The sequence below is a fragment of the Enterobacter cloacae complex sp. ESBL7 genome (genome assembly GCF_041679625.1).
In the GTDB taxonomy this organism is placed as follows: domain Bacteria; phylum Pseudomonadota; class Gammaproteobacteria; order Enterobacterales; family Enterobacteriaceae; genus Enterobacter; species Enterobacter asburiae_B.
The window spans coordinates 1-18,117 of record NZ_JBGORN010000007.1 but is presented as its reverse complement, the minus strand read 5'-3'; the positions used below and the strand labels follow the sequence as shown (position 1 = coordinate 18,117).

Below are 18,117 nucleotides of genomic sequence, written 5' to 3'. Positions count from 1 at the left end.
GAATTTACAGGGAAGGATACACCAATGTGAGCAGGCTTACTTCTGAAACGCTTTTTTTAAGCTGATTCGGGAAATCAGCTCAGTCAGGGAGAGCACCATCGTGGAACGCACAACCTGTTGATAACGCAGCTTTTGCATCGCGTAGAGCTCAGGGTCGCTGTTATCAAAATGGGGAGCAGGGGGGAGCGCGCTGACGCAGTGCAGCTCGCCGAAGGGCCCCAGGATCTCATCATCGGTAAAGGTGTACTCGTTACCGTCATGATTGAGCTCTTCGCGCAGCGCCATTAACAGCTCCGCATCTTCATACTCTTGTCGGTTGAGCACGCCAAGACCATAAATCAGCTTCAGACGCACGGATAAATCGCCCAGCGGTCCGTCTCCGTCCAGTAACGGTTCTACAGCATACTTTACCGCGTAGTCGTCTTTGCGAAACACCTGAAGCACCAGGATATTCACCGCCTCGGTTAACAGTTCGACGGCGGCGATCAGAAAGCTTCGTACGGTTTTGCCAGCATTCAGACGCTCAAGCACACGATTTTCAAAGGCCTGGGTTTGTTCCATTATTGCCTGCATATCTGACAATCTATTATCTGGGCGCAGGTTAACCTGCGCCGCACTGTGCATCATTTGGTTGCGTTGTATGCGTTAACCGCCTCCACAACCACGTCGCTGTTGGCGTCCAGACCGGAAATCTGCGCCAGCGCAGCCTGCGCGCCTTTGTCATCAATCAGCTGAGCCAGTTCCTGCGCCTGTGGGTCCTGCTCGCTGCGATAGTGCATCGCGGCGGCAATCCCTTTCACCAGGTTGGCGTGCGGCAGGCCGTATTCCAGCGTGCCCAGCAGCGGCTTAATCAGACGGTCGCCCGCGCTCAGTTTGCGCAGAGGCTGACGGCCCACGCGCTCAACGTCATCTTTCAAATACGGGTTTTCAAAGCGACCGAGGATTTTCTGGATGTATGCTGCGTGTTTATCAGCATCAAAACCGTAGCGTTTGATCAGCACCGCGCCGCTCTCTTCCATTGCCCCTTTTACCACCGCGCGGATCTTCTCATCGAGGATCGCGTCACGAATGGTCTGATGACCGGCCAATTTTCCGAGGTACGCGGTTATAGCATGCCCGGTGTTCAGCGTGAAGAGTTTGCGTTCGACAAATGCCATCAGGTTATCGGTTAATTCCATTCCCGGAATGGTCGGCAGGGCGCCTTTAAACTGGGTTTTATCAACGATCCACTCGCTGAAGGTTTCCACGGTCACTTCCAGCGGGTCGTTGGTGGCGGATTCAGACGGCGGAACGATGCGATCCACGGCGGAATCCACAAACCCAACGTGCGCTTCAACCCAGGCTTTGTCTTCGTCGGCTACAGCGTTGAGCACGTGGCCTTTCAGCTGCGTGGTGCCGCGCACCATGTTTTCACAGGCGATGATGTTCAGCGGAGCGTCGATGCCCTGCGCTTTACGTTTTGCCAGGCCTTTCGCAACCGCAGGGGCGATGCGCTCAAGGACGACCGGACCCACGGCCGTGGTGACCAGATCGACGCTGGCGATCAGGTCGATAACGTCTTCCCCGATGCTGCTGACCGCGTTGACGCCGGATACCGTCTCAACCTGCTCGTTTTCACCGACTACATGGACCTGATAGCTATGACGCGCATTCAGGGCATCCAGGACCACCTGATTCACATCGGCGAATGTCAGCGTAATGCCCGCGTCTGCCAGCAGTTTACCGATAAAACCACGACCGATGTTACCTGCGCCAAAATGTAATGCTTTCATAGTGTTAACCTTCATCAATGTTTTTACCCGAGAGGGCTGGGGTGAGGAACTTTTCCCCTCACCCTAGCCCTCTCCCCAGAGGGGAGAGGGAAGAGAACTTATTTGTTAAGAAGTGCCAGGACTTCTTCCACGCTGGTGGTGCTCGCCAGACGCGCAATGACAGATTCATCATCCAGCGCGTTGGTCAGGCTGGTAATCACCTGAATGTGCTCGTTGTTGCGAGCGGCGATACCAATCACCAGACGGGCGATGTCGTCTTCTTCTTCACCGAAGCGCACGCCCTGCGGATACTGACAGAATACGACGCCGGTTTTCAGGACGCGATCTTTCGCTTCAACCGTACCGTGCGGAACCGCGATGGATTCGCCCAGGTAGGTTGGCGTCAGTTTTTCGCGTTCCAGCATTGCGTCGACATATTCAGGCTGAACGTAGCCGCCTTTCACCAGCTGCTCGCCGGCAAAGCGAATCGCTTCTTCTTTGGTTGCTGCTGTGCGACCGAGGAAGATGTTTTCCGCACCCAGTTTGAACAGGTGGGCGTTGCTTTCGTCAAAGCTGTCCTGCAGGCTTGAGCGCACTTTCACTTCGTTGTCTTCGTGACGCTGCGCCGCAACCAGACGTTCGGTCAGGCTGGTGTACAGGCCGCTGTCGAGGAAGTTGGTCAGCGAGATGTGCTGTGCCTGCGGCACCTGGCGCATGGCGCGTTCGGTCAGGTCGCGGTGCGTGATGACCAGGTCAACGTCCGGCGGCAGGCTGTTAATGGCGCTGTTGGTGACGGAGATGTTGGTCAGACCCGCATCCTGCACTTTCTTACGCAGCACGCCTGCACCCATTGCGCTGGAACCCATACCGGCGTCACAGGCAACGATGATTTTACGCACGTGGCTCAGGTCGTTAGACACGTCGCCAGCCGCCAGCGGGGTCGCGCCTTTGGATTCGGCTTTCATGTCGTGCATACGACGGGTCGCCGCTTCAATATCGTCGTCTTCTTTCACTTTGCTGGTTTTCAGCAGGATAGAAGAGACCACGAAGGAAACGGCCATGGCCGCACAGATGGCCGCGATGTTCGCGAAGTACGCCCCTTTTGGTGTCATCGCCAGCACCGCCAGGATAGAACCCGGAGAAGCTGGAGACACCAGACCGCCGCCCAGCACGCTCAGGGTGAACACGCCGGTCATACCGCCAAGGATAACGGCCAGGATCAGACGTGGGTTCATCAGCACGTACGGGAAGTAAATTTCGTGGATACCACCCAGGAAGTGAATGATTGCCGCACCGCCAGCAGACTGCTTAGCGCTGCCGCGGCCAAAGAACATGTACGCCAGCAGAACGCCCATGCCCGGACCCGGGTTCGCTTCAATCAGGAAGAAGATGGACTTGCCGAGATCGTGAGACTGCTGAATACCCAGCGGCGAGAAAATGCCGTGGTTGATGGCGTTGTTCAGGAACAGGATTTTCGCCGGTTCAACGAAGATAGACGCCAGCGGCAGCATGTCGTGCGCCACCATAAAGTTAACGCCTGCCGCCAGAATTTTAGACAGCACTTCAACCGCTGGGCCAATGCCGAGGAACGCCAGAATCGCGAGGATCATCCCGATGATGCCCGCAGAGAAGTTGTTCACCAGCATTTCGAAGCCGGATTTGATCTTACCATCAACCCAGACGTCGAATTTCTTAATCGCCCAGCCGCCCAGAGGACCGGCAATCATTGCACCGAGGAACATCGGCATATCCGCACCGACGATAACACCCATGGTCGTGATGGCACCCACTACGCCACCACGGTCACCGCCCACCAGACGACCACCGGTGAAACCGATGAGCAGCGGCAGGAGATAGGTAATCATTGGGCCAACAAGTTTCGCCAGCGTTTCGTTAGGCAACCACCCTGTCGGAATGAACAATGCAGTGATGATACCCCACGCGATAAACGCGCCGATATTTGGCATCACCATGTTGCTGAGGAAACGACCAAAGCTTTGAACTTTGATCTTGAAATCGGATGACATAAAACACCCCTTCTTCTGTTTACGCTTAGGCTTGCGGCCCGAGGTTTATTGTTAATGAGGCGGCAGAGGTAGCCGGGCCCTGTTCTGATGCTGTGAAATCTGGCACTGAATCGTTCAACTGTCCAGACAGCGAAAATTTGTGTGATGCATGTCACGTAAAGGTAGGGGGTGTGGATGTCAATGAGGTGATCCTGGTCACAAAAAAGGTGGGCAAAAAAAATACGATGGCGAGAAATACGGCAAAAACCACCCTTTTTTGTGACGGTTGTCACGATTTGGTTTTGTGTGTTTGTTTCTGGATTGTGACTGATTTCACAAAATATTTTTATGCAGATTTCTCCGGCTGCGATCGGCGGCAAACTCTGCTTAGCGATTCGGCGTCAGGATGGCATAGCGCGACACGTTAAGCTAAAAAACCACTTTTGATGTGTGGTATGGCGAAAAGTTAAAACGTGGATTACGCTCATATTGTAAGGTTAAGTATATTATTATTCAGGATATATTTTGACACGCTTATAAACTTGCATGGAGATATTATAAAAACCGATACTCCCCGGCTCTGAAATAACCAGCATACCTTATGTATTTCAAAATAAATTAATTAGGTTGCGTACTGTTTTATTAATTCAATGAGTTGACGTTGTTTAAGTGAGGAGAATATGTTTCTCAACTATTTTGCGCTGGGCGTATTGATTTTTGTATTTCTGGTTCTTTTTTATGGAATCATCGCCATCCATGACATTCCTTATAATATGGCCAAAAAGCGTAACCATCCGCATGCCGATGCGATTCATACGGCAGGCTGGATTAGCCTGTTTACGCTTCATGCCATCTGGCCGTTCCTGTGGATATGGGCCACGCTGTACCGTGAAGATCGCGGCTGGGGGATGCAAAACCACATCACCAAGCCTGATGAGGTTCCGGGCATGGATGCGCTGGCCAAACGCGTGGCCGAATTAGAACAAAAGCTGGCCGCGGTACAGCCCGCCGCTGATAAAAACACGCTGGAGCGCTAATCATGGATCTGTTAATTATTTTGACCTATGTGGCATTTGCTTGGGTGATTTTTAAAATATTCCGTATTCCGGTAAATCAGTGGACGCTTGCCACCGCGACATTAGGCGGGGTGTTTATTGTTGCCGGGCTTATTCTGTTAATGAACTATAACCATCCGTACACCTTTACGGCGCAAAAGGCGGTTATTTCTATTCCAATTACGCCGCAGGTTACCGGGGTGGTCAGTGAAGTGACCGATAAAAATAACCAGCTAATTAAAAAAGGCGAAGTGTTATTTAAACTGGATCCGGGCCGCTACCAGGCGCGCGTCGACAGACTCCAGGCCGACCTGGTGACCGCAACGCACAATATCGACAATCTGAAAGCGCAGCTTTCGGAAGCGGTCGCCAATACCACCCGCGTGTCGGCTGAACGCGATCGTCTGTTTAAAGATTATCAGCGCTACCTGAAAGGCAGCCAGGCAAAGGTGAATCCGTTTTCTGAAAGCGATATCGACAACGCGCGGCAAAATTATCTCGCACAGGATGCGATGGTGAAAGGCTCCGTTGCCGAACAGACGCAGATTCAAAGCCAGCTGGACAGCATGGTGAACGGCGAGCAGTCGCAGATTGCCTCCTTACGCGCGCAGCTTGCTGAAGCGAAATACAACCTGGATCAGACCGTGGTCCGTGCGCCAAGCGATGGCTACATCACCCAGGTGCTGATCCGTCCGGGGACGTACGCCGCCGCGCTGCCGCTGCGTCCGGTGATGGTCTTTATTCCTGAACAGAAGCGTCAGATCGTGGCCCAGTTCCGTCAGAACTCGCTGCTGCGTCTGAAGCCGGGCGATGAAGCGGAGGTGGTGTTTAACGCGCTGCCGGGCCAGGTGTTCTCCGGGAAGCTCACCGCGATTCTGCCGGTGGTGCCGGGAGGCTCCTATCAGGCGCAGGGCGCGCTGCAGTCGCTGACGGTGGTGCCGGGAACGGACGGCGTGTTGGGTACGATTGAGCTGGATCCGAATGCGGAAGTCGATGCGCTGCCAGACGGTATCTATGCCCAGGTGGCGGTCTACTCGGACCATTTCGCCCACGTCTCGGTGATGCGTAAAGTATTGCTGCGCATGACCAGCTGGATGCACTACCTCTACCTCGATCACTAATCCTTCCAGGGCAGGAATGCGACACGCATACCTGCCCTTTTTTCATCGCTTGATCCATACTGACTTTTTTCCGGCATCAAGGATCAGGCAATGAAACTCATCGGTAGCTACACCAGTCCCTTCGTGCGAAAAATCTCGATTCTCCTGCTGGAGAAAGGGATTGAATTTGAATTCATCAATGAACAGCCCTATAACGCTGAAAACGGCGTCGCGCAGTACAACCCGCTGGGGAAAGTCCCGGCGCTGGTGACGGACGAGGGTGAATACTGGTTCGATTCCCCTATTATTGCGGAGTATATCGAGCTGCTGGGCGTTGCCCCGGCAATGCTGCCGGCTGACCCAAAAGCGGCGCTGGCAGTGAAGCAAATTGAAGCCCTGGCCGATGGCATTATGGATGCGGCGTTAACCTCCGTGCGTGAACAGGCAAGGCCCGTCGCCCAGCAGTCGGAAACGGAACTGTTACGCCAGCGGGAAAAAATCAGCCGCAGCCTGGACAGGTGCGAACAGCTTATCCGGGAGGGCAAAATTCAAACCGACAGCCTGAACCTGGCAACTATCGCTATCGCCTGCGCCATCGGCTATCTCAACTTCCGACGGGTTTCCCCTGGCTGGTGCGTCGACCGTCCGCTGCTGGTGAAACTGGCAGACACGCTTTTTAGCCGCGAGAGCTTTGCCCGTACCGAACCGCCAAAGGCTTGATGCGGGTTATAACACTTCGGCGTCGGAGGCGGTACAATCCCTCCACATGTTAACTCCCTCTCCCGTCGGGAGGTCCGTAAATGGTCTGTTGATATCTACCAGATTCAACAGGCCTCTACTCAATCCTCGCTATTCCTCTATTCTTGTGGATTTTTCTTCTCTTTACTGTCTATCATGGTAAACATAACTCAACGGGAATCAAGGAACTCCTGGGGGCTATTTTAGGGGCCATTTCTAACCAGAGGAGCATATTGATGAATTTAACCGTCCGGCAGATTGATACTGCCAAACCTGCTGACAGAGACTATAAACTTACCGACGGTCAGGGACTGTACCTGCTTGTCAAAAAGTCAGGGGCCAAATACTGGTGCTTAAAATATCGCTTTTCCGGTAAAGAGAAAAAACTCAGCATTGGTGTTTATCCTTCGATTACCTTAGCTCAGGCTCGGGCGCACCGAGAGAGCGCTCGTAAGCTTCTGGCAGAAGGAAGGGATCCTTCACAGGAAAAGCAGGCAAAAAAGCGGGCTAGCTCGACGAGTGCATCCTGTACTTTCAAGATTGTTGCACAGGAGTGGTTTGACCACAAAGCACGTCAGTGGACTCCCCGGTATCTGGAAGACCAAATTGCACGTATCGAAAATAATCTCCATCCAGTTATTGGAAACCGTCCGGTTTCGGATATTAAGCCAATGGAAATACTTGAATGTTTGCGCAAAATTGAAACGGAAGGCAAGTTGGAGACTTTGCGTAAAACCCGCCAGCTTTGCGTACAGATTTTTGATTATGCTATCGCTACAGGGCGTACTATCCTCAATCCAGCATCGTCGTTGAATACCGTCTTATTGTCGCCCGTACGAGAGAACAACCGGGCTTTGAGCGAATCTCAGCTCCCGGAGTTTATTCAGTCTCTAAAACACTCAGATAAATTGATGGCACTTGCTACGTATTTATTACTCCTTACAGCTTTGCGTTCAGGAGAACTTCGATTGGGACGTTGGGAGGAGATCGATTTTGAGCAAGCACTATGGCATGTGCCTATGGAGCGCATGAAAATGCGTCGCCCACATGTAGTCCCTTTGTCCCGACAAGCTCTTGCTCTGTTGAGAAGCATCAAAGAGTCAACCGCTGAGTTTGAATCTGAATATATTTTTCCGGGCGTTCGTTATCCTAACAAACCTAGACATCGAAAATGTCTTAATGACTTTTTGCAAGAGCTTGGTTGGCACCATCTAACAACAGCGCATGGTTTTCGCCATACATTCAGCACTATTGCGCATGATAATGACTGTAACTCAGCCTGGATTGAATTACAGTTGGCCCATGTGGATAAAAACAGTATTCGCGGCACCTACAACCATGCGCAGTATTTGGATGGTCGTCGCGAGATGATGCAGTGGTACGCTGACCATATCGATAGTCTGAGCCGTGGCAAATAAAAACGACATAAAACCGGACGCTCAGCCTTCATGGTTGAGCGCCTTTCATTTCATAGCAGCGCTTTAACTCCCCATCAAATACTACCACTGCATTTCATTTTAAATAAACTGATATTTTATTTAATTTTCCATGCGCAATTCATAACGTAAAACCTCGCTATAAATCCTTTAGGTCGGTCTCCTGAATCCTGTGTGGCAATTCACATTTTACTCACCCCAAGCTGGAAACAGACCAAATGAAAAAAATCCTCATTTTTGTATCACTGGCAGCACTGCCTTTTCTCATTGAGCGCTTGCTGGCACTGATTCATCTCATCGTGCTCTCAGTGCTGGCTCAATAACCACCTTTTATTCGTCCGGCAACGCCGGACGGCTCAGTTTCAACTCACATCTAACTCAACTCAGGTGCAAAATGCGCATTTATATCGACGATGGCTCGACCCACATCAAAATGCTGTGGGAGCAGCACGGCAAGACATTTACCCACATCAGCCCCAACAGCTTCAAACGTGGGTGGTCAGCCACGTTTGGCAGCGGTAAGCCGTTTAACTACACTGCTGGCAAAGAAAAATACTCGTTTGACCTCATTTCTCCCGATACCCTCACCACCAGCAATATTGAATGGCAGTACAGCCCGCTCAACGCGGTGGCTGTACACCATGCGCTGCAGACCAGCGGTCTTGCGCCGCAGTGCGTGGATATCGTGGTGACGCTGCCGCTGGCGGAGTTCTACGACGAAGATGCTCAGTACCGGCTGGATAATATCGAGCGCAAGAAACGGAGCCTGCTGCAACCTGTGGTACTGAATAACGGTCACGTCTTTACCATCACCCGCGTTACCGTGCGCCCGGAGTCCATTCCTGCCGGGATTGCGCTGTGCGATCAACTCTCGGCTTCCAACTCGGTGCTGATAATTGACCTCGGCGGAACGACGCTGGATATCTCGCAGGTGGCAGGCCAGATGTCTTCTGTCTCACGTATCTACGGCGATCCGGCGTTAGGCGTGTCTCTGGTGACTGATGAAGTGCAACAGGCATTGCGTAAAGCCGGTATGGCGCTGTCCCGCTACAACGTGGACCGGTTGATTATCAAGCGTTTCGATGACACGTACCTGGCGAACAACATCAACGACCCGAGGGCTGTCGATTCCATAAAACAGGCTATCCACAGCGGTATTGCGCGTTACCGGGTTCGGGTTCTGGACGCGGTTGATCGCTTCAAGGGCTATACCCACGTTGCTGTCGTGGGTGGCGGAGCTTGTCTGCTGGCTGATGGCATTCGTACTCACGTTAACCTGCGCGAAGATCGTTTCTTTGTGGCTCAGGATCCGCAGTTCGCACTGGTGCACGGCCTGAAAGTACTGGGTTAATAAGGATGTCTAATGAACCGAAGAAAAATACTGATTTACCTTCGCCCTGCCACACATGCCAGCGAACGTTTTGCGGATGCGCGAATTGAGGCGCATCACCGGGGCGATCGCGGTGAGTTATCGCGAACGGCATTACTGGCTGGTATAGCGCTGGGCGAGATTGACCGCCGGTTACCATCGGTACTGGCCGCATTGCTGGCTGACAACACGAGCACGGAAACACTGCGCACTATGCTGGTCTCGTTTCTGAACATTCAGCCAGGATCGCATCAGCCTGTAGCGGTAGCGGTTACAGAGCGACAACCAGAGGTAACGGAACGGTCTACCAGCAGTGTTTCGGCAAAGAATCTGGCGGGTTCTCTGCCGGAATAACTTTACTATTGATGTTATATCGTTACATCACCAAAGATAAAAAAACAGGACGCTCAGCCTTCATGGCCGGGCGTCCTTTTCTCGTCATGTTCTTTTTTTATTTTCTGCTCACTCTGTGAGACCTGCCGTCTTCCTTAAACATCTGATTGCATAAGGGGAGAGCAAATCACTCCATGCGCTCACGAAGAAACGACAGTGCCATATCAAGCATATTACTACTCCCAGTTGATGTGTGCTGGGAAACAAATATTTAGCCAATATTTATCGACGCTGAATTTATCTCCTGGAAACGAATAGCACCTCGAGCCCATTTATCCCCTGTTCTCGCAGCATTATTCAGACCTGTTGGATTAGATAGTAGCCAGGTACCAAGTCGCTTATTCGCCACATTTGAATAGTATCTTTTTTTACATAAATCAATAAAATCCTGCATCCGAATTGCAATTTCATCTGGGAAACGAATTTTTACATCCTCCGAATATCTGATTTTCTCTACATAGTGTAGACAGTTCGGTAGTGGAATATTTTTTGACCATGCGACCATTGGCATGGCTACTGCTTGTAGTCGTGACCTTTTAGGCAAATAAGACACATTTATGTCAAAGATTATTCCATTTGCTTCAACCCAATAGTGGCTCGGATGAGTTTCATCTCCTCCACCAAACCCCTCTATTAATGCTTTATTCCCGTCAATGGAAAGGGTTAATGCTCCTAAATTCCCACCAATAATTGAGGATTTGATTCCCTGGTTTACAAAGATTGAGTGAATTGCACATGCACTGTACAAGCATCTGGCATCATAATCATCAGGAAAAGATTTTTTCATACACCAATCTATAATGGCAAATACTTCCTCAATTTTTAAGCTACCAATTCGCATAAGCAAGTATCCTCTTCATGTTGTCACCAATACTCTCTTCAGGTCTGTACGTTTACAGAAGATTACAGCAATTGGCCTGCTGATACTTATAGTGCCCACCTCATGCACATGACAGACTGTCGAAAAATGTTAAATTAAACCTGAGCCTCTTTAAATACCACTGTCTGAAAGCAAACGTAACACCGAAAAACCATCGTCATCAGGCAACCGTTCAGCATGCAGATTACATTGCGCCAGCAACGCAGGAATGCCGCTGATATCGCCGGTAAGTCGTAGCTCCATCGGCTTGATAAGTTCGCCTCTGTCGGTGAACACCTGGTGCAGTTCGTCTTTTGGCGTGTAGATCGCACAGACGTTACCCGCTAATTTAGCTTTGTCTTCCCACTCTTTTGCCGACACCAGCCAGTCTACCCAGCCCATCGTCCGAAGCGTGTCGATCATGTACGTAAAACGAAACAACGTGCTCTGCTGCGTGAGCTCGCCAGAACTGGCGAGCCAGATGTATTCCACTTTGCTGTAAAGCCTCGCTGATGCCCCGTAACGCTTACCCTGCTCCTGCAGCCAGATGATGTCCGATGCTAACGTTCGGGGAAACAGTTTACGCTTCTGCGCCGTCAGCAGCCATTGCATGATGAACATATGCGTCTGCAGGGCAGAAAGCGCTCTGCCTTCCTGTCTGGCAAGGCCAACTGCCACCAGGATACACCATGCCAGGTGCGCAAGTTCTTCGGTCGGGCGTTTTGGAAGGGTTGCTGTCAAACGGCACTCCAGATTATGGTATTAATGAGCGTCACGCAGATTATCGCATCGGTTCGTTATAAGCCGCTACCTGGCTTACACCTGGTTCATGTGGATCGATATGAATCATCACGTTGAGTACATTGTGTCTGGTCATCACCTTGTTGCGCGCACTAACAGCGATATCATGGCCTGCGCTAACCGACAGCTCGCCAGGAACCTCAATATGCACATCCACCAGAATGAGATCGCCAGACTTACGGGTTTTCAGGTCATGAAGGCCAGCAACACCTGGCGTGGAGAGAAGGGTCTCTTTGATTGCCTGCTCTGCAACGGAATCTATAGAGCGATCCATCAGGTCATGCAGGGCATTAAATGCGAACGAATACCCCATTCGGGCCACCAGCACGCCAACAATCAGCGCCGCAATCGGATCGCAGTACGGATGCCCCATGAGATTCCCGACGATACCAATTGCCACTACCAGTGATGACGCCGCATCCGAGCGGGCATGCCAGGCATTCGCAATCAACAGTGAAGACTTGATCCGCGTTGCGACGGCCAACATATACCGGAACAACAGCTCTTTTGCCGTCAGTGCGCCCAGGGCCACCCAAAGGGCGACGATGTGGACAACCGGAATGGTCTCAGGGTGCAGTATTTTCCCGACTGCCGACCAGAGCATGCCAACCCCCACACAAAACAATATTGCGCCCAGTATCATCGAGGCACCATTCTCATAGCGCCAGTGTCCGTAGTGGTGATCGCTGTCTGACGGCTGACGACTTTTGAAACTGGCAATCAGCACAACAACATCGGCTACTAAATCCGAAAGCGAATGAATGCCATCGGCAATCAGCCCCTGTGAGCCTGAAAATATTCCCACCACTATCTGCATAAGCGACAGCAAAATGTTCACGATAACACTGACCAGCGTACTTTTTCTGGCAGCCCGTGAACGTGCATTAAACGCATCAGCATTAAGGGTTTCAGGGTTCTGCATGATAATTACTTTCCAAAATATAAACGGTAATACTGAATTATTCAGAATAGATGACGGGTTATGGTTTATTTTTAAAAGTGGAGTATTGCAAGTAATGCCGAATATCAACAATCTCTGGTAACATATTTAACAACGATATTCCTTATTAAAGGACGGTTCTCTGTAAAAGAAAACCGCCCTGATTCATGACTTATTTAGCCAGCGTGCTGACCGCTTTTTTCTTTGCCTTTCGCACCGCTTTCTTTTTCGCATGTTTTTTGGTGGCCTTTGTGGCTTCAGACTTCACCGTGGTGCTCTGCGCATGCTGAATGGTCTGACTCAATGGTGATACTGGCTCTGAAGCAAAAGAACCCGCAGCATAAAGGGACAGCGTAGCCCCCAGCAAAACAACCGATAACTTTGACATGGCAACCTCTCTGGTATTTTCAGGGAATATCGCTCCGGAAGATGGAACCGGGAGACCCGCAGAGTCAATACAGATAACCGTCACCGGTTCACCGGGAATTATTTATCCCTGTTTTTCTGTGGCTTAATTCTGAATGCCGAACCAGAATAGCCCGTCGAGTGCGGTTACCTGTAGCCCACTTTCCAGCGCCAGTCTGAGCCGCTCGCGTGGTACTTTCACGTCTTTGGCTATCTGCTGATAAGGCCTGGCTGTTACACCAGTGGGATCCAGACGCCGGATGCGGGTGACCATGCGGTACTGAAACTCGTCCGGTATTGTGTTGAGATCAGTTTGCAGGCTCCAGACGCAGCCAAAGCGCTTCCCGTTGAAGACAGCCTCTTTTTGATTAAGCTGTAATTCGTCGCGCAGCGCGGCGATCAACTGGGGAGTGCGTATCAGCAGCAGCCGAAAAGGCAGTTCAAAGCTGGTGACATAATCGACGTTCAGCAGGGCAAAACGCAGACGTTCTGCCGCTCCGGCTTTCAGGTGTCTGCATTCTTCCTGAACATCAGCCCACTGTCGGGTCAAACGGGGCGTCTCGCCATCGCATGAAAACTGGTATTTCTCGATCTGGTAGTCAATTCGCCCCATGGTCATTTTCTCTGTGTTAGCAGGTAGCAGCCTGGTCTTCGGAGACACCCGCATCTGCTGCTGGCAACAGTGACAGCAAACCCCAGCCAGCATGTTGCTCACCCGTGGTGTAACGCAGCTCCCGCGCATCAAACGCATCTCCAACATCACAGGGATCACCAACGACGATGAAATCCACCGGCGCGGACTGCTGGCCCTGCTCCGTAAAATGGCGCTGCAGTTCTGATTTTCTCACCAACAGCGCGGATACGTCCGCGTATTCAGCGGACAGAGTTTCAGGTACCCACTCTTCGTCCGCAACCACAGCATTAACCCAGCCCTGTGATTTCAGGTGCTCAATCGCATGGGTCAGGCGAAATAAATCCGACTGCTGCGTCACCGGCTCCGTGCAGGACTGCCAGAGGTATTGCAGCCGCTGCTGTAAATCCGCAGCAGGACCTTTCATTCGCCCCAGACGCAACAGGCTGTCAATATCCTCAGCCACAGAACGGGGAAAACGGCGCTGTTTTTGCGCGACAGCAAGCCAGCGCAATAAAAACGTGTGAATGGTCAGCGGTGAACGTGCCTGGCCCTCCTGCTGAGCCAGTCGCAGCGACACCAGTGCACACCATGCGAGATGTGACAGGTCAGCCAGTGATTCTTCAGGAGGTAATGCAGTATGATTCGTTTTATTCATGGCGGGGATTATATCGGCAGCACGTAGAGCGGAAAAGGGCTGAAGGCCGGGGGGATAATATCAGCGCCGGGCGTGACATCTTTCCTCATCGTCAGACTGCACGCTCAGGCGCAAATAACACTCGTCCGGGCGAGAGTAACGGGTACCGTCATTGCCTTAATCTGCGTGGTAAGCTGGTTAAAGGGCGTTGTGAAGACTCCCCGGGCAACGCGGTTCAGGATGACTGGCGTTATATTCGTGACGTTTTTACGATTTGCGCCAGTTACCGTTGTCCATGCATCAATGAGCATCTCGCTAATCCTCTGCCGAACCCTTTCATCGTGGACTCTCCCCAGCGTCTCAAGGTTGAGCAGCAGCACCATTTTGCATTCTGGTGCGCTGGCCGCCTCCCATATCCAGCGTAACAGCGTCGGTGGTGAACTCTGTCGCTCCTGCTGACGTTGCCACGAATATTCGCCAGTGCGCTGCCAGACTTCGGTATGAAAACGCAGAATCAATGACCGGTAATCGGCCATGCTCTCTCGATACGGCAGCGTCAGCGTAAAGCTGAACGCCACCAGCCGTGGGTAATGGTCAACGGCCTGTTGTAAAAACATACGAATGGTGACCGGGGTGCACCGTAACGTCGCGCTGAACTCACATTGACGGCAGGGGCCACTCGTGCAACGCCAGTTTCCTGCCTGCAGTGATTTCGGGTCAACAAGGTCAGGGCTGCAAGTGCTGAGGCAGTAGTGATGCCTCAGGTCTCCGGGTTTCTGCGTCAGGTGTTTGAGCAAGGGGTTGCGGGCATCGATTTGTGCTGTAAGCCACGCGCCGTCAGGCGTGCAGACTGTTTACTGTGTCAGGGACGAGAGTGTGGAGAGCGGGATAGTCGCTCAGGGTATCAGGATACTGCGCGGGGGCATCACCCAGGACTGGCGAAGCAGTACGCCGGGAACGGCAGTAACTCCTGCAGACGTTCTTCAGGCCAGGAGGGCAGACGCGTCAGCACGTCGGTCAGCCACGCATGCGGCTCCAGACCGTTCATTTTCGCTGTTTCCAGCAGGCTCATTATCTGCGCGGCACGAGCTCCTGCCGCCAGTGAACCCGCGAAGAGCCAGTTAGAGCGGCCCATCACCACCGGTCTGATAGCACGCTCACAGCGATTGTTGTCGAGCGGTAGCGAGCCATCATCAAGGAAGCGGCTGAGCGTTTCACGTCGTTTCAGCATATAGTTTATGGCCTTACCCAGCGCGGAGCTTTCCGGGCACGCTTCTTTTTGCTGCTCCAGCCACAACCACAGCTTGTCGACAATGGGCCGGGAGTAGCGCTGTCGCCACTGGCGGATCTTTTCTGCCGGTCGATGCCGGATCTTCTTATCCAGCCGGTACAGCCCGGCGATCTGTCTGACCGCCATCGCCGCACGCGGATCCTGGTTCGCTTTATACAGATCGGCGAAGCCACGGCGGGCGTGGGCCCAGCATCCAGCCAGCGTGATCCCCGGGACGTTTTCCTCCAGGGTCTTATAAGCCGTATGCCCATCAACAACCAGCGAACCGCGCCAGTCCTTAAGCCAGGTCGCAGGATGTTCATGTCCACGCCCCGTCTGACTGTCGAAGCAGACGATCGACGGACCACTTTTTTCTCCGCTGACATAGGCCCACAGATAGCCAGAACGCGTTTTACCGCCTTTGCGGGTATCCAGGATACGCATGGTGGTTTCATCGGCATGCAGCACGCTGCGGGTCAGCAGTTCCCGGTGCAACAGTTCCTCCAGCGGGTTAAGCGCCACACCGGCTCCGCCCACCCAGCCCGCCATCGTGCTGACCGGTAGCTCAACATCTGCCCGGGCGAAGATATGCTGCTGGCGGTACAGGGGCTGGTAGTCACGGTACTTGCTGACCACCACCTGCGCCACAAGGCTGGCTTCTGCTATACCTTTCGGGATGAGCTGTGCCGGCATCTGACCGCTGAACACCTTTTCACAGCAGGGGCATCCATACTGAGGACGAACATACTGATTGACCACAAAGCGCGCCGGGAGGTACTCCAGCTTTTCGCTGATCTCATCGCGGATGAAGCGAAGCGCCACGTTGCAGTCGGCGCAGGTATCCGACACCGGTGGGATAGTTTTTTTGATTCGAGGAAGTTGCGACGGCAGTGCTTTTCGCACAGGACGGGAAGCTGATGATTCTTCTGCGTCTTCCTTTATATCCTGCTGCAGCAACGCGTTCAGCTGCGTTTCTGCAGCGGCGATATCCGCTTCGGTATCTTCTTCGAAGAGCTGACGCTGCAGGCCGGACAGCATTTCGGTTTTACGGCCGAAGCGTTGCTGACGCGCCAGCATCAGCGCCTCTTCCAGCAGTCGGATACGCTGATCTTTTGCTATCAGCTCGGCGTTTTTCTGCAACTGAAGATGATGATTCTCGTCCACCACCTTTCTCACCATGGCAAGGGCCATAGCGCGGAGCTGTTCGATGTCAGTGGTGGTGGAAAGAAGTGATATATCCATACCGATAATTATACTCCGGCATGGATATTCAAGGTTTTTCATGATGTTACCGGGTGTTATTACGGCGAGGTAATAGCAGGAACACTCTCCTCGTGGAAGACCCATTTGGCGAGGTCGTGGCCGTTGAGCTGCTGCCAGTCAACGCCGGTAATCAGCCAGTTAAATTCATCCTGAGTGAGCGACCAGGCTTTGTCGCCCGCACGAGGCCAGCGGAAGTGTCCCTTATGCAGACGACGAACGCACAGCCAGACGCCGTGTTTGTCCCAGCGCTGCACCTTAATGCGCGAGCGGGCCTTGTTGGTGAAGACGAAGGCTGCCCCTTCGTGCCACGATGATTTCAGCTCGTCCTGGACATACTGCGTCAGCGTGTCAATTCCGCGCCGCATATCCACCGGTTTGACCGCGAGAAAAACGTTCTCAGGCGTCAGCATGTTTGAGCGCTCTGAAGACATCGGTGAGCTGAGTGGTGTGACAACTCATACGGATGCCGCCAGGCAAAAACAACATGACGGGATCGTTGGCGACCGGAGGAGCCGGAACGACGGGCTGCGCAGTAGCAATGCGTACGGGTATCAGCCCGGAGTCATTAGCCCTGCGCTCCGCTTTGGTATCCTGCGGCCATTCCCGGAAGGTGGAAAACTTGATGCTATGTAATTCGCAGTACTGCTGGCGGGTCAGACCGCTGGTTCGCCAGCTGGCCACATGCTGTCTTTTTTCTTCAAGCGTATAGATTTTTCGTTCCTGCATGATGTTCCTCAATAACCAGATAACTGGAGGGAAAACCGATGCTAACGAACCAAAAGACAATTGGAAGATGAGTTCACCGCGACGTTACTGTTTATGTCCCGGTGCAGAGCAGCATCACGCACCGGACCGTGAACACCCCGGTGCTGAGCAGCAGCAGGGTGACCAGTATCACCACCCCGGCACAGGCAATGCCCTCGGGGTGCGACTTTCGCGCCGCATTCAGCAGGGCCACCGCCAGCAGCAGGCACCACAGCCCCACGACCAGCTCCAGCCACGGCCCCACCGGAAGCAGTCCCGCCACGCAGACCCACCACAGACCGGCCGCCGCCAGCGGACCGCCCGTCAGCAGGGTGCACAACACGGAATACTCCCCCCGCAGCCAGCGCAGGGGTCCCGCCTGGTTGCGGCGAAAAATACAGCGGTCACGCCGTCCCGGCAGGACCACCACCACCACCCAGACGCCGGCCGACAGGGCCGCCGCGCCGAGCATCCACAGACAAAGCACCGGAAACTCCGGTAACGTATCAATCGGGACCATCTGACCTCCTTATAACAGAGTACAGGCCGGTGCCGGCACGGAGCTGCAGCACTCCGCCATCTCACCGCCCGAGTGTTGATTACCCGGTACCGTTTCCGGTCGGGTCGGCGTGCTCAGGGTGTGCTGTGTGCCGTGACGGTTCACCGCCCTGCGGACAGCCACTCTGCAGCCAGTCCAGAAAATCTGTTAACGGCAGGGG

General features: G+C 53.0%; 19 protein-coding genes and 1 pseudogene. 6 read left to right on the top strand and 14 right to left on the bottom strand.

Annotation, left to right across the window (positions count from 1 at the left end):
* Positions 1 to 36 precede the first annotated feature (36 nt).
* From mtlR to ACERY3_RS19165, 3 genes are all read right to left on the bottom strand, one after another.
* A complete protein-coding gene (mtlR, locus tag ACERY3_RS19175; protein ID WP_033147025.1) occupies positions 37 to 627 on the bottom strand; it encodes a mannitol operon repressor MtlR in 591 nt (196 codons plus the stop codon).
* Positions 624 to 1,772, bottom strand: coding sequence for a mannitol-1-phosphate 5-dehydrogenase (gene mtlD / locus ACERY3_RS19170; protein ID WP_032665121.1), 1,149 nt, complete (start codon positions 1,770 to 1,772; stop codon positions 624 to 626). Before mtlD ends, mtlR begins: the two co-directional genes overlap by 4 nt.
* A gap of 98 nt (positions 1,773 to 1,870) precedes the next feature.
* Positions 1,871 to 3,778, bottom strand: coding sequence for a PTS mannitol transporter subunit IICBA (locus tag ACERY3_RS19165; protein ID WP_023309922.1), 1,908 nt, complete (start codon positions 3,776 to 3,778; stop codon positions 1,871 to 1,873).
* Between the two features lie 659 nt (positions 3,779 to 4,437).
* Here ACERY3_RS19165 and ACERY3_RS19160 point away from each other — a divergent pair.
* The 6 genes from ACERY3_RS19160 to ACERY3_RS19135 all read left to right on the top strand — a co-directional run bounded on the left by ACERY3_RS19160 (position 4,438) and on the right by ACERY3_RS19135 (position 9,809).
* Positions 4,438 to 4,794, top strand: a complete 357-nt coding sequence (locus ACERY3_RS19160) for a DUF3302 domain-containing protein (RefSeq protein WP_023334046.1) — start codon at positions 4,438 to 4,440, stop codon at positions 4,792 to 4,794.
* A gap of 2 nt (positions 4,795 to 4,796) precedes the next feature.
* Positions 4,797 to 5,933 (top strand): HlyD family secretion protein, encoded by a 1,137-nt coding sequence (locus ACERY3_RS19155; protein ID WP_045887682.1) that lies wholly within the window; start codon positions 4,797 to 4,799, stop codon positions 5,931 to 5,933.
* Between the two features lie 90 nt (positions 5,934 to 6,023).
* Positions 6,024 to 6,632: a glutathione S-transferase gene (locus ACERY3_RS19150; RefSeq protein WP_023309924.1), complete on the top strand. Its 609-nt coding sequence runs from the start codon at positions 6,024 to 6,026 to the stop codon at positions 6,630 to 6,632.
* Positions 6,633 to 6,886: 254 nt separating this feature from the next.
* Complete coding sequence (locus ACERY3_RS19145) at positions 6,887 to 8,068, top strand: tyrosine-type recombinase/integrase (protein WP_373226268.1); 1,182 nt, start codon at positions 6,887 to 6,889, stop codon at positions 8,066 to 8,068.
* Between the two features lie 412 nt (positions 8,069 to 8,480).
* The gene (gene parM / locus ACERY3_RS19140) at positions 8,481 to 9,437 is read left to right on the top strand and encodes a plasmid segregation protein ParM domain-containing protein (protein WP_373226267.1); all 957 of its coding nucleotides are present in this window, start codon (positions 8,481 to 8,483) and stop codon (positions 9,435 to 9,437) included.
* Positions 9,438 to 9,449: 12 nt separating this feature from the next.
* The gene (locus ACERY3_RS19135) at positions 9,450 to 9,809 is read left to right on the top strand and encodes a plasmid partitioning/stability family protein (protein WP_373226266.1); all 360 of its coding nucleotides are present in this window, start codon (positions 9,450 to 9,452) and stop codon (positions 9,807 to 9,809) included.
* A gap of 250 nt (positions 9,810 to 10,059) precedes the next feature.
* Here the strand turns inward: ACERY3_RS19135 and ACERY3_RS19130 are convergent, their stop codons facing one another.
* The 11 genes and pseudogenes from ACERY3_RS19130 to ACERY3_RS19080 all read right to left on the bottom strand — a co-directional run bounded on the left by ACERY3_RS19130 (position 10,060) and on the right by ACERY3_RS19080 (position 17,741).
* Positions 10,060 to 10,689, bottom strand: coding sequence for a hypothetical protein (locus ACERY3_RS19130; RefSeq protein WP_373226265.1), 630 nt, complete (start codon positions 10,687 to 10,689; stop codon positions 10,060 to 10,062).
* A gap of 150 nt (positions 10,690 to 10,839) precedes the next feature.
* Positions 10,840 to 11,448: a DUF2913 family protein gene (locus ACERY3_RS19125; RefSeq protein ID WP_373226264.1), complete on the bottom strand. Its 609-nt coding sequence runs from the start codon at positions 11,446 to 11,448 to the stop codon at positions 10,840 to 10,842.
* A 40-nt stretch (positions 11,449 to 11,488) separates the two neighbouring features.
* Complete coding sequence (locus ACERY3_RS19120) at positions 11,489 to 12,430, bottom strand: cation diffusion facilitator family transporter (RefSeq protein WP_373226263.1); 942 nt, start codon at positions 12,428 to 12,430, stop codon at positions 11,489 to 11,491.
* A 190-nt stretch (positions 12,431 to 12,620) separates the two neighbouring features.
* Positions 12,621 to 12,836 carry a hypothetical protein gene (locus ACERY3_RS19115; RefSeq protein ID WP_373226261.1) on the bottom strand — a complete coding sequence of 72 codons (216 nt, stop codon included), beginning with the start codon at positions 12,834 to 12,836 and terminating at the stop codon, positions 12,621 to 12,623.
* Between the two features lie 129 nt (positions 12,837 to 12,965).
* A pseudogene (locus ACERY3_RS19110) lies at positions 12,966 to 13,466 on the bottom strand (DNA-binding protein); the annotation flags it as partial.
* A 16-nt stretch (positions 13,467 to 13,482) separates the two neighbouring features.
* Positions 13,483 to 14,142: a DUF2913 family protein gene (locus ACERY3_RS19105; RefSeq protein WP_373226260.1), complete on the bottom strand. Its 660-nt coding sequence runs from the start codon at positions 14,140 to 14,142 to the stop codon at positions 13,483 to 13,485.
* 104 nt (positions 14,143 to 14,246) lie between these two features.
* Entirely contained in the window at positions 14,247 to 14,738 is a 492-nt protein-coding gene (locus tag ACERY3_RS19100) for an inovirus-type Gp2 protein (RefSeq protein WP_373226259.1), read from the bottom strand.
* 308 nt (positions 14,739 to 15,046) lie between these two features.
* Positions 15,047 to 16,633, bottom strand: a complete 1,587-nt coding sequence (locus ACERY3_RS19095) for an IS66 family transposase (protein WP_373226258.1) — start codon at positions 16,631 to 16,633, stop codon at positions 15,047 to 15,049.
* 59 nt (positions 16,634 to 16,692) lie between these two features.
* The gene (tnpB, locus tag ACERY3_RS19090) at positions 16,693 to 17,064 is read right to left on the bottom strand and encodes an IS66 family insertion sequence element accessory protein TnpB (protein ID WP_373226257.1); all 372 of its coding nucleotides are present in this window, start codon (positions 17,062 to 17,064) and stop codon (positions 16,693 to 16,695) included.
* Positions 17,051 to 17,380 carry an IS66 family insertion sequence element accessory protein TnpB gene (locus tag ACERY3_RS19085; RefSeq protein ID WP_373226256.1) on the bottom strand — a complete coding sequence of 110 codons (330 nt, stop codon included), beginning with the start codon at positions 17,378 to 17,380 and terminating at the stop codon, positions 17,051 to 17,053. The genes tnpB and ACERY3_RS19085 overlap by 14 nt, the downstream gene beginning before the upstream one ends.
* A 91-nt stretch (positions 17,381 to 17,471) precedes the next feature.
* Positions 17,472 to 17,741 carry a hypothetical protein gene (locus ACERY3_RS19080; protein WP_373226255.1) on the bottom strand — a complete coding sequence of 90 codons (270 nt, stop codon included), beginning with the start codon at positions 17,739 to 17,741 and terminating at the stop codon, positions 17,472 to 17,474.
* Positions 17,742 to 18,117 lie beyond the last annotated feature (376 nt).

Coding starts and splice junctions, on each gene's coding strand:
- ACERY3_RS19135 (WP_373226266.1), top strand. CDS start 9,450: ATGAACCGAAGAAAAATACTGATTTACCTTCGCCCTGCCACACATGCC.
- ACERY3_RS19095 (WP_373226258.1), bottom strand. CDS start 16,633: ATGGATATATCACTTCTTTCCACCACCACTGACATCGAACAGCTCCGC.
- ACERY3_RS19160 (WP_023334046.1), top strand. CDS start 4,438: ATGTTTCTCAACTATTTTGCGCTGGGCGTATTGATTTTTGTATTTCTG.
- ACERY3_RS19130 (WP_373226265.1), bottom strand. CDS start 10,689: ATGCGAATTGGTAGCTTAAAAATTGAGGAAGTATTTGCCATTATAGAT.
- mtlD (WP_032665121.1), bottom strand. CDS start 1,772: ATGAAAGCATTACATTTTGGCGCAGGTAACATCGGTCGTGGTTTTATC.
- ACERY3_RS19085 (WP_373226256.1), bottom strand. CDS start 17,380: ATGCAGGAACGAAAAATCTATACGCTTGAAGAAAAAAGACAGCATGTG.
- ACERY3_RS19105 (WP_373226260.1), bottom strand. CDS start 14,142: ATGAATAAAACGAATCATACTGCATTACCTCCTGAAGAATCACTGGCT.
- ACERY3_RS19165 (WP_023309922.1), bottom strand. CDS start 3,778: ATGTCATCCGATTTCAAGATCAAAGTTCAAAGCTTTGGTCGTTTCCTC.
- ACERY3_RS19115 (WP_373226261.1), bottom strand. CDS start 12,836: ATGTCAAAGTTATCGGTTGTTTTGCTGGGGGCTACGCTGTCCCTTTAT.
- ACERY3_RS19155 (WP_045887682.1), top strand. CDS start 4,797: ATGGATCTGTTAATTATTTTGACCTATGTGGCATTTGCTTGGGTGATT.
- ACERY3_RS19120 (WP_373226263.1), bottom strand. CDS start 12,430: ATGCAGAACCCTGAAACCCTTAATGCTGATGCGTTTAATGCACGTTCA.
- ACERY3_RS19100 (WP_373226259.1), bottom strand. CDS start 14,738: ATGTTTTTACAACAGGCCGTTGACCATTACCCACGGCTGGTGGCGTTC.
- ACERY3_RS19150 (WP_023309924.1), top strand. CDS start 6,024: ATGAAACTCATCGGTAGCTACACCAGTCCCTTCGTGCGAAAAATCTCG.
- ACERY3_RS19145 (WP_373226268.1), top strand. CDS start 6,887: ATGAATTTAACCGTCCGGCAGATTGATACTGCCAAACCTGCTGACAGA.
- mtlR (WP_033147025.1), bottom strand. CDS start 627: ATGATGCACAGTGCGGCGCAGGTTAACCTGCGCCCAGATAATAGATTG.
- tnpB (WP_373226257.1), bottom strand. CDS start 17,064: ATGCTGACGCCTGAGAACGTTTTTCTCGCGGTCAAACCGGTGGATATG.
- parM (WP_373226267.1), top strand. CDS start 8,481: ATGCGCATTTATATCGACGATGGCTCGACCCACATCAAAATGCTGTGG.